Genomic DNA, 13,935 nt, shown 5'->3' with positions numbered 1-13,935 from the left:
GCTGATGTTATGCCGTTGAATATCGGATTTACAGGTCTGGCTGTATTGGTTCTGATCGGTCTGTTGTTGTTTGGACCGTCCAAGCTACCCCGATTGGCAAGGGCGTTCGGAACAACGATCAAGGAGTTCCGGAGAGGCAGCAAAGAGATGCTGGAAGAAGAAACGTCTGGTTCCGATGCTGCTCCCAAGGCAGGCGCTGATGCCGTAGGGGAAGATGGGAAGCAGCAGCAGAACTTGTAAAGCGTGTTAATGTAGAAGGAACAAAAGTGCATGCCTCTTCCGGGAAGTGGCTCGCTTCGGTTTAGGTGCCTGCCATTGGAGCACGGCCCGGATAGCCATGGGTGCCGCCATGCTGCCCAGCATACCAAAGATGTCGGAATGCAGTCCCCTTTGACCGATAATGTAACCGCATGTCCCTCCGATGAATTCAATCGAGAAGTACCGTTTCATATTGGACAATGTTACGACATAAACGACAAAGTCATCTTTACGCTTCAGGCTAGGCATTCAGATCCCCTCCTACAAGGTGTCCACCTCGCCTCCCTATCAAGGCACGTCGAATCAGGTTTTCTTATGCCATTTTATGTATATTGAAGAGGCGGTATGCGTTCTTGCAGCGACTGTTTTTGGCAAAAAATCCCCCTCCTTGTCCTATTAAAGGATAAAGAGGGGGATTTAAGCGACATGAGCGGGTCAGGATTCATCTTTGTCCAACTCGGTTTGCAAGATCTGGTCTTCCGAAGGATAATCGCGCTTCATCTCTTTGTGCAGACCCCTGTTTTCGTAATCGAAGCGATTCGGAGGCCGCTGATCCTTGCGCCATGGGGTGCTCTTTCCTAGGGAATCGCTGCGGAGATCGGAACCGTAAGGTCCCTCCGGGAATTCCTCCGCGGTTAAATCGTTTCGCTGTGACTCAACGGTGGATAGATCCGTAAAGTTATCCCGTTCTTCCTTCTCAAATCCGTTCATACCTGAAACCTCCTGAAAAGGTACTTAACCTACCATTTCAGTGTTTCCTTGTACAGGTGGAATCATTCCGTTATGTGTCGCAGCTTCATCATATAAACAGCACGCCATGACACTTTGCCGCCCCTGAGTATCCGCCAGTCAGTTAACCGCTCCCAGTATGCCTGGATCCTCTACTACAGCCCAGCAGCACCGAATACGCTGTCGAAGGCTCGCCGTGATTTAGCAACCAAATCTTCAGGGGTCCCGGTCGGCGTGGAAGGAGTTAATATTTCTTGTGTCACCGGGCCTGCATAGCCGATATAATTCAGAGCCTGAAGGAACCCCGGCAGATTAATTACGCCTTCACCCGGATAAAGCCGGTCGTTATCAAGCACATCTCCCACGGGTATGTTCTTGGCATCGTTAATATGAACATGAACGATTTGTTCAGCGCGCAGCTGCCGGATATCCGCGACCGTCATCTCATTGGTGTACCAGTGATATGCATCATACAGCAGCCCGACATTCGGCTCCCCGATGGCATCGATCCAATCCAAAGTTTCTTGTACCGTCCAGATGAACGGGTTCTTCCAGTGGGTGCGCAGATGATGCGGTCCTACGAACTCCAAGGCCAATCGAATTCCGTATGCCCCCAAAATGCTGACACATGTCCGCAGTCTGGTGGTGGCCAGCGCCATGAAATGAGCAGCGGGCGCATCGGTGGAAGGAAGAATGTATGTACAGCAGCGTGTGCAGCCGAGAGCCTTGGCGGCTGCCGCAGCTGCCGGGAGTTTCTCGAGGCCGTTTAGGAACTGCTCGTCCGTTCCTCTCCATTCTACGGGAAGGCCGATTGCCCCAATCTCCAGTTGGCGGGACTTCAGCATATCGGCTGCCGCCTCTACGCCAAGGCGGTCTACAAGACCTTTGGCATCGATATCGATGCATTGGAAATCGTATTTGGCCGCGAGTTCGATAAACTGTAAATCGCTTTCAAGTTTTCCGAGTCCTGCGCTTGTTAAACCTTGCAGCATATTCATCGTCTCCATTCGCTATAAGATGTCGGGTTGCTAGAGGCGGGTCTTCGTTTATATCAACCCATTGGTTTTCATAGTTTCTATTATGATATGTTCCACTCTATAAATCTATGATCGCTTTTTATTTTTTTGAGAAAGATAGCGATTGATGGCCGCTGCCGATTTGTTATTGTGAGAAGGATTTGTAATAAACCGCCATGAATTCCTACCGTTTCGAAGGGGATTACGTATGCTTTGCAGAAATAACCATGTCATATGAACTTCCACTTTACTCGCGAAAAGGAGATTTAAACTCAGAATGAATACCATTGATCAGCGTAAGAAAGAGCTTGGTAACTTGTATCCGGAGCCCACGATCGACGTGCAGGTTTTGAATCGATTTTGGGAGGAAACATTGAAGTCGTATGATGATAAACCGCTCAACATGGTTAGTCAACCGGAAGCGACGCCGTATCGCTATATGGAAGTATCCAAGGTCACTTATCATGGTTATGATGATACGTCCATCCATGCTTGGTATATAACTCCCGCTAAACCTTCTTCGGACGAGAAGCCTCGACCGTGTATTGTAACCTTCCCGGGTTATTCCGGAGACCGTGGATTTCCGGAACGGTATGCTCACTGGCTGATGCTAGGTTATGCGGTGTTCGCCGTGGACGTCAGGGGACAGGGCGGAGAGACGGGGAATCTGCTTCCATTGGACAGCGGCGTGGTTAAGGGCTGGGTGACGCAGGGGATTACGGATATTCGTCGCTCCTATTACATGGCAGTTGTAATGGATGCTGTAAGGGCGGTGGATGCGGCATCGCAGCAGCCCGGAGTGGATCCTGAAAAAATTGCCGTGATTGGCGGAAGTCAGGGCGGCGGACTGGCTCTGCTTGCAGGGGCTCTGAATCCGAAGGTTGCGGCCATTGTGGCCGACATTCCCAACATGTGCAGGATGGACTACGGGATTCTGCATTCGGCTAGCTCGCTGAACGAAATCGCCCAATACATAAAGCGCTACCCGGAGCAATTGAATCAAATCCTGGAGCATCTCTCGTATTTCGACATGCTGAATCTGGCGCCGCGAATCCAGGTGCCGGTCATGGTGTCCGTCGGTTGGAAGGATACGGTCTGCATGCCCGAAACCATATATGCCGCATACAACCGAATGAAATCGGCAAAAGAAATAAAAGACTATCCTTTCTCTGGCCATGAAGTTAATGAGTACCAGAAGAGGGAGGGCGTCTTGTTCCTGGAACGGATTTTTAACGGGGGATAGAACATGGTGACAGAGGAAGGGGCTGGACTCGACGATTGCTCAGGACAGCTCTTATATATAGCGTCAGCGGACCGAAGCAAACGAATCATATTAAAAAAAATGTTACATTAATGTTATATAAAGTAACATACATTAAATATTTGTTATCTTTTTTGACGTTGATGTATTGACAACTACCCAAATTCGCCTATAATTATACCCAAGGACAGAAAAAACTCGATAAAAACCCTATACCTACCCCGGTCAATGTAATATTAATTTACACAAAGGGATGTTGAACCATGATGACAGCAGGCGAACTCAAACAGGATCTTTTGAGGGTTTACAACGCGATAAATAAGAAAATATTTAACGTGGGTGTAAAGCAGCAAAAAGTCGATTTCGTTGGCAATAAAATCATCATTGTATCGAGAAATAGTAGAGTCCCCGTCCTCAAACTGCTGGATGAGAATTACCCCCTCTCTACCCGGCAGTTGGACCACCTTTTATTCCAGGTGTTCAAGCAGGAGATTAAAGCCTCCCTGGAACAGCAGTTTCAATTTAAAATCATCTCTATTCTTAAAGACTATGATGCAGAGACCGAGTTTTCCGGTACCATCGTATTCTTGGAGAAGGAGGTCGAAGCATATCTGAACGACATGCCGGAACTCTTGTAGTGCGGGTTCAAAAAGTCAGGTTTTCAGCACCGAGAAGGTTGGATGAAGCTAGGGACGTCAGGAGCGGAGTGTAGGCAAAACCTACGTGAGCACCGGAAGGCCCGGCTGAATTCAATATTCGATGTCGATTAAGCTTCATGTGCTGCTACGTGATCAAAAGATGACTTTTTGAATAACCTCGAGTAGAAAGCGGGCCGATCGTCAGTTTGGTACCAAGGCACATACATGTGTGCAGCTTGGGGCTGGACTGGCGATTTTTTGTTACATCCGCTTTTGAAAATAAATATCTGTTGTTTCTGAAAAAAATGAAAACTCAAAGGAGAGGGAGGAAGGGCCATGACTCACAAAATTGAAATTTCGGGCGTCAGCAAATGGTTTCGCAGAAACGGGGAAGAAATTGCAGCTATGCGTGAGACGAGTCTGGCGATTGAGGAGGGGCGTTTTGTCAGCATTATCGGTCCCAGCGGCTGCGGCAAGTCAACGTTGTTTAACATTATCGCCGGTTTGATGCCGCCCTCCACGGGCAAAGTGACGGCTGACGGAAAGGATATCATCGGGACAACCGGTTATGTGGGCTATATGCTGCAAAAGGACATGCTTCTGCCTTGGCGCACCATCCTCGACAACATCATTCTGGGTATGGAGGTCCGGGGTGTACCCTACAACGAAGCCGTGGAGAGGGCGCTGCCCTTGATGGAAAAATACGGTCTGAAGGGCTTTGACAAGCATTATCCGAAGGAGCTTTCAGGAGGGATGAAACAGCGTGCCGCGCTGCTGCGGACGCTGCTCTACGACAGGGACATCATTTTGCTGGACGAGCCCTTCGGCGCATTGGATGCGCAGACTCGGCTGACCATGCAGAACTGGCTGCTGCAGATCTGGGAGGATTTTGGCAAGACGGTGCTGTTTGTCACCCACGACATCGACGAAGCGATTTACCTGTCGGATGACATTTACGTATTCTCGTCCAGACCCGGGCGGATCAAGTCCAAAATCACCGTAACGATGGAGCGTCCCCGGAAAACGGAAGACATGACGTCTCCGGCCTTCATGGAGCTGAAGCATCATCTCATGGATTTGCTGTCAGCTGGACAAGATGAAGAACAAATCTCTTAGGGAATAAAAACAAAATGAGGAGGGAACTGGAATGGAAACTGCACGCAAAGAGGCTTTTATTGTACATGCCGTGACGTCTGCGGAGCCTGCAGCGGGTTCGTCCAAAAGGCCGGAGGTTGTACCGTACATCTTGGATGAAGAGGCGCTGGAGCGCCGAAGAAGCCGGCGAATCGTTTGGGGGCGGGCCGCTGTGGCTGTACTTGTATTTCTGGTATGGGAGGTGTTCACCCGGATCGGCCTGCTGGATTCCTACTATTGGAGCAGCCCCAGCGCGATTCTTCGCACGACCTGGACCCAGATGACCGAAGGAACCCTTCTCCGGGACATTACGTATACATCCGGCTCGACGATTCTCGGTTTTGTGTTCGGAACCTTTCTCGGCGCACTGCTCGGACTGTCGTTCTGGTGGTCAAGATCGTATGCCGGCATCAGTGAGCCGTATCTGATCATTTTAAATGCGATGCCCAAGCTCGCACTGGCACCTGTACTCGTCATACTGCTGGGAATCGGATTTTTTTCCAAGGTAGCGCTGGCTTTCTCTATGACGGTTGTCGTTTCGGCGCTTTCCGCATACAGCGGCGTGAAGAGTGTGGATCCGGATATGGAGAAGCTGATGTATTCCCTGGGCGCCAAGCGGAATCAGGTTTTTACCAAGGTTGTCGTACCATGGTCCATGCCCTGGATCATCAGCAGCTTGCGGATTAATATTGCCCTTGCGCTGGCAGGTGCCATCGTGGGCGAGTTCATCGCTTCAAGCCAGGGCGTCGGCCGGATGATTATGTATGCAGGAACGATACTGGATATCAACCTCGTGTGGGTAGGTGTCGTCGTCCTGTCGCTGTTGTCCATGGTGATGTATTGGGGCGTGGTGGTGCTGGAGAAGTGGTTATCCAAGGGATTGACCAAACAATAGACAGAATAACCGAACTCATTATTTCTATTAAAAGGGGAATTCATATGAACCAAAAAATGAAGAAACGTTCACTGCTGTTCGCACTGCTCATGGTCACCGGTCTGCTTGGAGCCTGCGGCAATGAAAAAAACGATAACAGCACCGCGTCCGCTTCCGGTGACGGGAAGCTGAAGAAAATCGTGATCGCCGAGCCGCTTCACTCCACAGGCTATCTGCCGCTGTACGTCGCGCAGCGGGAAGGCTTCTTTGAGAAAAGAGGGCTCGATGTTGAGGTCATCCAAGCGGCCGGAGGAGCGCACGTAACCGCCGTGGTCAGCGGGGATGCCTGGGGCGTGATCGGCGGGACGGAGTCCAATGCCTTGGCTAACAATAACAATTCCGATCCGATCATTTCGGTCGTGAATGTCGTCAACCGGGCGAACGTGTATTTAATGGCCAAGAAAGGCACCGCACCTGCGAGCAATTCCCCCGAAGACCTGAAGGCATTTTTACAAGGGAAAAAGATTAATGCCGGTCGCCACGGCGGTACGCCCAACCTTCTAACCCGCTATCTCCTGATTCAGCTCGGACTCGATCCAGAGAAGGATGTGCAGCTGCTGGAGCCGGCAGACGGCTCCACGGTGGTGACGATGGTCCAACAGGGCGCGGCTGACATTGCGAACGGAGCCGAGCCGCAGATCAGCGACGGGATATCAAAGAACGTATGGGAAGAGCCGTTTTACAAGTTTCATGACCTGGGGGATTTCTCGTACTCGGTTCTTAGCGTGAAGAAGTCTACCATCGAGAAGGACCCGGAAGCCGTGCAAAGTTTTACGGATGCCATTATCGAAGCGCTTGAAGTCGTGCAGACGGATAAGGAGCTAGCCAAGAAGAATCTGATCGCCGAATTCCCGACGTTGACCGATGATGCGATCCAAGCTGCGCTGGACAGGGCCTATGCCGACAATCTTTGGAGCTTGGACGGGATGATTTCGGAAGAGGCGTTGAAGCACGATATGGATGTCATGATCGAGACGGGGATTTTTAAAGGGGACTATTCTTACGATCAACTGGTGGATATGCAGTTTGTGAACAATTCCAAGAAGTGATCGGCACGGTGCATGATGTCCAAATACATGACCTGAAAGGGAGAGAGTCACGATGAAATCTTTAAATCAGCTGATGCTTGGCAGCAAAGCGGCGGTTATTGTGGTCGATGTGCAAAACGATTATTGCCATCCCGAGGGGGCGTTGCCTCAAGCGGGCTGCAATGTAAGCGGTGTGGTCGCGATGATGCCGAAGCTGTATAAGCTGCTTCATACGGCCAGGGAGCTGAATGTGCCCATCATTTTCATTCAGACGCTTCATGAGAAAGCGACGGATTCCGACGCTTGGACCACCAGGTCCTCGGGACGATCGGCGAACGTATGCCGGAGGGGGAGCTGGGGAGCGGAGTTTTACGAGCTATCCCCGCAGGAGGATGATATCATTGTCAATAAACACCGGTACAGTGCATTTGTAAATACTAGGCTGGATTCGGTATTGAAGACGCTGAAGATCGAGACCCTGATCATGACGGGAGTCAGCACTAATGTGTGCGTGGAATCGACGGCCCGAGACGGTTTTATGCTGGATTATCATATCGTGCTTGCAGCGGATGCTTGCGCATCGTACTCCCAAACGGCCCATGAAATGACGCTGGAGAATATTGAAGGCTATTTCGGGAAAGTTACTGATGTAGCACAGCTTCTCGACATTTGGATGGATAAAACGCCTGAGGAACCGCTGCGACCGATGTCGGCCGCTCAACCGGCCATCGGCTAGCTTGTCAAAATAACGGGTCAAGCAGAATGAAGCTCTCCGCAAGCGAGAGCTTTTTCTATGGGCGGTACAGAAATTATCGAATAAAGCTGGTGAGTCCCGCATGAATAACAGATCAAGGATGATCGTCCAATATACCATTTGCTTAGGGGCATTTCTATCCAATCTATCGGCAGGCATGTTCAACATTGCGCTTGTCGATATTGCAAGAACGTTCGATTCCACGATCCCTACGGCCCAGTGGATCGTCACCGCTTATTTGCTCGTCATCTCCATTTTGCTTCCGGTGATGGGAAAGCTAGGAGACATGCTGGGCAGGCGAAAAATTCACAATATCGGCTATTTTATCTTTATGGCTGGGGCGTTCTGCTGCGCCTTGTCTCCTTCGTTAAACGGATTGATATCTTCGCGAATACTGCAAGGCGTAGGGGCGGCCATGTATCAGGCCACCAATATGGCGCTGATCGTCTCCGTATTTCCGAAGGAGCAGCGGGGTAAAGCGCTTGGGCTCATCAGCACGTTTGTTGCCGCAGGCTCGATGGTCGGCCCGAGCCTTGGCGGAATATTGATTCAGTGGTTTTCGTGGCGGAGCAATTTCTGGCTGCTGACGGCCATATCCTTGATTGCATGGCTGTTCGCCCAGCGCTTCATTCCGAAGGACGAACCGGAAAAAGTCGTAAGCCGATTGGATGTGCCGGGAGCTGCCTTTTTTGCGATATCTCTAACCGGACTGGTTACGGCCGTGAATTTGGGGGCTCAGTGGGGCTGGGGTTCATGGCAGGTTACGGTGCTGTTCATCGTGTTCGGTGCGGGAGCTGCTGCATTCATCGGGTGGTGTCTTTCGTCGCGGTGGAAACGAGCAGGGGAAGGGAAGCTCCCGTTTATGAAGCTGGACCTGTTTCGGGATGCAGGCGTTAGCGTAGGAATCATCATCACCATCATTACCTACATGGCGGCTTTCTCGGCTCAGCTTGTGCTGCCCGTGTTTTTGCTGAGCGAGCTGTTCGTTGAACCTGCCACGGCAGGGCTGATCATGATGGGATATCCGCTGTCACTGATCATATTCTCGCCACTGAGCGGGAGCCTTTCGGACAAGCTGGGGACATTCCCGTTATTGTCAGCCGGGCTGCTGCTCATGACAGCAGCGTTAACCGTGCTCGGTTTTGTATCGCCGGCATATCCGATTTTCTTTCTTATTGTGCTTATCGTCCTGCTCGGCGGTTCCATGGGCATCATTACGCCGCCGAACAATTCCCTGGTGATGGGCAGGACATCCCAAACGGACCTCGGCCTGATCAGCAGCATTTTGGCGCTGTCGCGAAATCTGGGGATGATGTTTGGCACGGCAGCGGGAGGTGCTATGCTGGCGCTTCCAGCTCAAGGGGCAGGGGGGCTTACCGGATTTCGGATGATATTTGTACTGAATACGGCGCTGGTTGTCATCGTTTATGTAACGATGCTCATATCGTTTCGCTTTGCCAGGCATAAGGAGACGTTATCTTCTTAGCGGAAGGGAAAAGAGAAAAAGGGTATCCTCGCGGTCTATTCAAGACCTGTAAGGATACCCTTTTTCATTAAGCTTACGCGCGGTCCAGAATCGTCTGAAGTGTCGTGCGGTCCAAACCTTTCACGAGCTTGATCAGAAGTTCTTTAGCAGCTTCGTAGTCGTCCGTGTGGATGATGGACGAAGATGTGTGAATATAGCGGGAGCAAATGCCGATGATGGTGGACGGAACGCCGATGCCGCTAAGATGCACTTGGCCTGCGTCCGTGCCGCCCGGCGAGACGAAGTATTGGTATTTGATTTTGTTGGTCTCCGCCGTATCTTGAACGTACTCCACCATTCCGCGGTGAGTCAGCATCGTCGGATCGAAGATGCGAAGCAGTGCGCCTTGACCCAATTGGCCGAACTGGCTCTTGTCACCCATCATGTCGTTCGCCGCGCTGGCATCCAGTCCGAAGAAAATATCCGGCTGAATCAGATTGGCTGAAGTACGTGCTCCGCGCAGTCCGAGCTCTTCTTGAACGGTTGCGCCGGCGTAAACGGTGTTAGGCAGCGTCTCGCCATGGAGCGCCTGGACAAGCTCGATCGCGAGGCCAACGCCATAACGGTTATCCCACGCTTTAGCCATGATTTTTTTCGGGTTAGCGAGCGGCGTAAATTCACAGATCGGAACCACTTGCAGTCCGGGACGAATGCCGAACGACTCCGCTTCTGCCTTGTTATCGGCGCCGATATCGATATACATGGTCTTGATGTCGACGGGCTTGCTGCGCTGCGCTTCATCCAGCAGGTGCGTCGGGATGGAACCTACAACTCCAACGACAGGGCCGTTGTCCGTGATGATTTGCAGGCGCTGAGCAAGCACGGCCTGGCTCCACCAACCGCCGAGCGGCTGGAAACGGACCATCCCCGCTTCGGTTATGCCGGTTACCATGAACCCGACTTCATCCATATGACCGGCCACCATGACTTTTGGTCCTTCATCGTTACCGCGAAGAACGGCGAACAGACTGCCCAGCCGATCCTGCACGAACTCATCTGTATATGGCGAAAGGGCATTTTTCAACCAGGAACGAAGCTCCCTCTCAAAGCCCGGTGCAGCCGGGAATTCCGTCAAAGTACGAAATAATTCCAGTGTTGATTCATTCATTACGAAATCGCTCCTTTAGAAAAGGTATGTAAGAGTTTTTTCTTTTCTAGTATGCCCCTATATATCTGAAAAGTCTACAAAACCCGTGCCGCTAAGGAGCACGTCATTTTAAAATAAATGAAACAAGCACCCTGCATTTAGGATAGGAATACGATATAGAAACGAAGTGGAATTTTTGTCGTTCGAGGGAAGGGGCAGAGTATGAAGCACCATGGGATTGAGCTAAACGTCTATCATGCTGAAGTCAGAGAACTTCTGCTCATTATGGTCCTGTTCATTCTCCTCGTCATTTTGCTGAAATACATTCTTATATAATGACCGGCTCCAGCAACGATGGCGGGCGAGTCTTACTTCAGCTTTCAGGGATTCCTGAAGGCTGATTTTCGTGCGTGGCGACTTTTATATTAGGACAGGCCATGGTTGCCAAGTGAGAAGGATGATTTTCCAAACATAAAGGGAGTTCATTCAAAGCATAATGATATCGAGTGATATCCATAATGGCTCTTTAGCGTTTTTAAAGGATTCCATACTTAAATAAAAGCGGAGGTGTATTGAAATGTCAGGCTCTAACCAAAAGCCTAAGTCTGATATCACCACAATGAGCTCGGCGGAATATCAGGCGATTGCCAAAAAGCATGAACCTCCCCGAGCCGTACTTAAAAATTGTCTGCGCGCTTTTTTGGTGGGAGGTCTTATCTGTTTGATCGGCCAATGCATTCAGCAGTTTTTTATGTCCGTATTCGACATGAGCACCACCGAAGCGAGCAATCCGACGGTCGCCGTGCTGATTATTCTCTCCGTCATTCTGACATCCTTCGGCGTGTATGACAAAATCGCGCAATGGGCGGGAGCAGGCAGCGCCGTGCCGGTCACGGGGTTTGCGAATTCCATGTGCTCCGCTGCACTCGAGCACCGTGCGGAGGGTTTGGTTCTTGGGGTCGGGGCCAGTATGTTTAAGCTGGCGGGATCTGTCATTGTATTTGGTACCGTGGCTGCGTTTATTATCGGTATCATTTACGCTATTTTTGGCATTGAGGGGAGGTAACGAAGATGAAGGTGATCGGCCAAACCTGGCAGTTCGAGAACAAACCCGTCATTATCGGCACGGGGACGATTGTGGGACCCGAGGAAGGCGAAGGGCCACTCGCCGATGATTTCGACTATATCTACGACAATATTGAGATCAACGAAAAAACATGGGAAAAGGCGGAACGGAAACTGCTGGAGGATGCTTCAAGAAAAGCGGTCGAGAAGGCGGGCATCAAGGAAGACGAGCTGCAGTTTTTTGTGGGCGGGGACTTGATGAACCAGATCATCAGCAGTTCGTTTGCTGCAAGACAGTTGGGTGTGCCTTACATCGGTGTATTCGGTGCTTGCTCTACATCAATGGAGAGCCTCGCGGTGGCCTCCATGCTCGTGGATTCAGGAGGGGCCAAGTATGTCATGGCCGGTACGGCAAGCCACAACTGTACGGTTGAGAAACAGTTTCGTTATCCGACCGAGTACGGATCGCAGAAGCCGCCGTATGCGCAATATACAATAACGGGAGCAGGCTGCTCCGTCATTTCGGACAAGGGAGACGGTCCTGCTGTCACGTATGCCACCATTGGCAAGGTTGTGGATCTGGGCATCAAGGATCCGTTCAATATGGGGGCGGCAATGGCTCCGGCGGCAGCCGATACGATAACAAAGCACTTTAAAGACACAGGCCGGCAAGCGAAGGATTATGATCTGATCGTGACCGGTGACCTGGCCTCCGTTGGGCTTCCGATCGCGAAGGATCTTTTGCAACAAAATGATGTCATCATGGACGGTACGGTGTTTGCAGACTGCGGGTTAATGATCTACGACTTGGAAACACAAAAATACGTCAATGCAGGGGGCAGCGGCTGCGGCTGCTCGGCTGTTGTCACTTATGGCCATATTTTAAAACGGATGCGTAAAGGCGAATTGAAAAAGGTGCTGGTCGTTGCTACCGGGGCTTTGCTGTCGCCTCTTTCTTACCAGCAGGGTGAGAGCATACCGTGCATCGCTCACGCTGTAGCCTTAGAGATGGGAGGATAACACAATGCAGTTTCTATGGGCGTTTATTATTGGCGGTCTGATTTGCGTCATTGGGCAAATTATGATGGACGTTATTAAACTGACACCGGCACATACGATGAGTACGTTAGTAGTCGCCGGAGCCATCGCCGACGGGTTCGGATTGTATGAGCCGCTTGTCAAATTCGCGGGAGCGGGAGCCTCTGTTCCGATCACCAGCTTTGGTAATTCGCTTGTGCATGGCGCCTTGACGGAGCTGGGGAGGGACGGCTGGATCGGGGTCGTAACGGGGATATTCGAAGTCACCAGTGCAGGGATATCCTCGGCGATCATTTTCTCTTTCCTGGCGGCTCTGTTTGTTCGTCCGAAGGGATAAAACCATAATCATCAAAGAAGAAAAAGACCCTGGCATGATGCCGGGTCTTTTTCTGTTATAGCGGCGATAAAAAGGTGAATACCCAAAATATCTCATCGAATGTACTCCGAGACCTCGATCATGTACAATAGTACTAAAATAAGTATTTATTCCCTTACAGGAGGTTAGTCATACATGCCCGTAAGCCAAGAATCCATGAAAATCATTACCTCGGTGCGAACCAATCTGGAGTCGTGCCTGTTAGGCAAAGAATTTGAGATCCAATTGCTCCTTACGGCGCTGCTCGCTGGCGGACATGTACTGATCGAGGATGTGCCCGGCACAGGAAAGACCCAACTGATCAAAGCATTAGCGAAATCCATGCAGGGAGACTATCGCCGCATTCAGTGTAACCCCGATATTCTCCCCAGCGATATAACGGGCGTGTCCGTGTTCCATCCTCGAGATGAAATGTTTTACTTCCGACCTGGTCCGGTCATGACCAACATTTTGCTGGCGGATGAAATCAACCGGGCGACAACCAAGACGCAATCGGCCCTGCTTGAGGTAATGGAGGAGCGCAGCGTAACGGTCGATGGGGCTACCCACGAACTTCCGCATCCCTTCATGCTGTGCGCGACCCAGAACCCGATCGATTTTGAAGGCACCTACATGCTCCCTGAAGCGCAGCTGGACCGGTTTATGCTGAAGCTGAGTCTGGGTTACCCTGATGCTGCCACGGAGAAGCAGCTGATGTACCGTTCACGCGACGGCCAACTGGCGGATAAGCTTCAGCCGGTGACACATATGGATACCATTTCGGCTATTCAACGCGAGATTCGCGAGGTATTCATCGGTGACCCGGTCGCCGATTACTTGCTGAATATCACCCGGTCGACGCGCGAGCACCCTTCCGTTATGCTGGGCGCAAGTCCCCGTGCGACGCTGTCATTCATGAATGCCGTTAAAGCCTATGCCTTCTTGCAAGAGAGGGATTACGTTCTGCCAGATGATGTGAAGACGTTGGCACCATACGTGCTTTCGCACCGGATCATGCTGCGTCCGGAAGCCAGGCTCGACAATGCGAGTCCCGAATCGGTGCTCGAGTTTATACTGCGTCAGGTCAAAGTGCCTGTTCAGATGGGGAGATAG

16 protein-coding genes are annotated in these 13,935 nt (G+C 51.1%); 12 read left to right on the top strand and 4 right to left on the bottom strand.

What is annotated here, in order from left to right; all coding sequences use genetic code 11:
• The first annotated feature begins 9 nt into the window (after nucleotides 1-9).
• Nucleotides 10-240: a twin-arginine translocase TatA/TatE family subunit gene (locus ACQKPA_RS24610; protein ID WP_427495123.1), complete on the top strand. Its 231-nt coding sequence runs from the start codon at nucleotides 10-12 to the stop codon at nucleotides 238-240.
• Between the two features lie 6 nt (nucleotides 241-246).
• Here ACQKPA_RS24610 and ACQKPA_RS24605 read toward each other — a convergent pair whose 3' ends face one another.
• The 3 genes from ACQKPA_RS24605 to ACQKPA_RS24595 form a co-directional block, all read right to left on the bottom strand.
• Complete coding sequence (locus ACQKPA_RS24605; RefSeq protein ID WP_427495122.1) at nucleotides 247-507, bottom strand: hypothetical protein; 261 nt, start codon at nucleotides 505-507, stop codon at nucleotides 247-249.
• A gap of 186 nt (nucleotides 508-693) precedes the next feature.
• Complete coding sequence (locus tag ACQKPA_RS24600; protein WP_427495121.1) at nucleotides 694-969, bottom strand: hypothetical protein; 276 nt, start codon at nucleotides 967-969, stop codon at nucleotides 694-696.
• 173 nt (nucleotides 970-1,142) lie between these two features.
• The gene (locus ACQKPA_RS24595; RefSeq protein WP_427495119.1) at nucleotides 1,143-1,979 is read right to left on the bottom strand and encodes a sugar phosphate isomerase/epimerase family protein; all 837 of its coding nucleotides are present in this window, start codon (nucleotides 1,977-1,979) and stop codon (nucleotides 1,143-1,145) included.
• A gap of 301 nt (nucleotides 1,980-2,280) precedes the next feature.
• Here ACQKPA_RS24595 and ACQKPA_RS24590 point away from each other — a divergent pair, with 301 nt between their 5' ends.
• The 7 genes from ACQKPA_RS24590 (at nucleotide 2,281) to ACQKPA_RS24560 (ending at nucleotide 9,238) form a co-directional block, all read left to right on the top strand.
• Nucleotides 2,281-3,246 carry an acetylxylan esterase gene (locus ACQKPA_RS24590; RefSeq protein WP_427495118.1) on the top strand — a complete coding sequence of 322 codons (966 nt, stop codon included), beginning with the start codon at nucleotides 2,281-2,283 and terminating at the stop codon, nucleotides 3,244-3,246.
• Between the two features lie 281 nt (nucleotides 3,247-3,527).
• Entirely contained in the window at nucleotides 3,528-3,902 is a 375-nt protein-coding gene (locus tag ACQKPA_RS24585; RefSeq protein WP_071222867.1) for a DUF2294 domain-containing protein, read from the top strand.
• Nucleotides 3,903-4,238: 336 nt separating this feature from the next.
• The gene (locus ACQKPA_RS24580; RefSeq protein ID WP_427495117.1) at nucleotides 4,239-5,018 is read left to right on the top strand and encodes an ABC transporter ATP-binding protein; all 780 of its coding nucleotides are present in this window, start codon (nucleotides 4,239-4,241) and stop codon (nucleotides 5,016-5,018) included.
• A 31-nt stretch (nucleotides 5,019-5,049) separates the two neighbouring features.
• Nucleotides 5,050-5,931, top strand: coding sequence for an ABC transporter permease (locus ACQKPA_RS24575; RefSeq protein ID WP_427495116.1), 882 nt, complete (start codon nucleotides 5,050-5,052; stop codon nucleotides 5,929-5,931).
• 44 nt (nucleotides 5,932-5,975) lie between these two features.
• Nucleotides 5,976-7,019: an ABC transporter substrate-binding protein gene (locus tag ACQKPA_RS24570; protein WP_427495115.1), complete on the top strand. Its 1,044-nt coding sequence runs from the start codon at nucleotides 5,976-5,978 to the stop codon at nucleotides 7,017-7,019.
• A 52-nt stretch (nucleotides 7,020-7,071) separates the two neighbouring features.
• A complete protein-coding gene (locus ACQKPA_RS24565) occupies nucleotides 7,072-7,734 on the top strand; it encodes a cysteine hydrolase family protein (RefSeq protein ID WP_427495114.1) in 663 nt (220 codons plus the stop codon).
• Nucleotides 7,735-7,834: 100 nt separating this feature from the next.
• A complete protein-coding gene (locus ACQKPA_RS24560; protein ID WP_427495113.1) occupies nucleotides 7,835-9,238 on the top strand; it encodes an MFS transporter in 1,404 nt (467 codons plus the stop codon).
• Nucleotides 9,239-9,311: 73 nt separating this feature from the next.
• Here ACQKPA_RS24560 and ACQKPA_RS24555 read toward each other — a convergent pair whose 3' ends face one another.
• On the bottom strand, nucleotides 9,312-10,385 hold the full coding sequence (locus ACQKPA_RS24555; RefSeq protein WP_427495112.1) for a M42 family metallopeptidase: 1,074 nt from the start codon (nucleotides 10,383-10,385) through the stop codon (nucleotides 9,312-9,314).
• A gap of 556 nt (nucleotides 10,386-10,941) precedes the next feature.
• Between ACQKPA_RS24555 and spoVAC the strand changes: the two genes are divergently transcribed.
• From spoVAC to ACQKPA_RS24535, 4 genes are all read left to right on the top strand, one after another.
• Nucleotides 10,942-11,430, top strand: a complete 489-nt coding sequence (gene spoVAC / locus ACQKPA_RS24550) for a stage V sporulation protein AC (protein WP_427495111.1) — start codon at nucleotides 10,942-10,944, stop codon at nucleotides 11,428-11,430.
• A gap of 5 nt (nucleotides 11,431-11,435) precedes the next feature.
• A complete protein-coding gene (gene spoVAD / locus ACQKPA_RS24545; RefSeq protein ID WP_071222875.1) occupies nucleotides 11,436-12,449 on the top strand; it encodes a stage V sporulation protein AD in 1,014 nt (337 codons plus the stop codon).
• Between the two features lie 4 nt (nucleotides 12,450-12,453).
• On the top strand, nucleotides 12,454-12,804 hold the full coding sequence (gene spoVAE / locus ACQKPA_RS24540; protein WP_015734153.1) for a stage V sporulation protein AE: 351 nt from the start codon (nucleotides 12,454-12,456) through the stop codon (nucleotides 12,802-12,804).
• Between the two features lie 174 nt (nucleotides 12,805-12,978).
• A complete protein-coding gene (locus tag ACQKPA_RS24535; RefSeq protein ID WP_076320542.1) occupies nucleotides 12,979-13,935 on the top strand; it encodes an AAA family ATPase in 957 nt (318 codons plus the stop codon).

The organism is Paenibacillus sp. NPDC093718 (assembly GCF_050279985.1).
Lineage (GTDB): Bacteria > Bacillota > Bacilli > Paenibacillales > Paenibacillaceae > Paenibacillus_AQ.
This window is presented reverse-complemented; position numbering and strand designations above follow the sequence as displayed.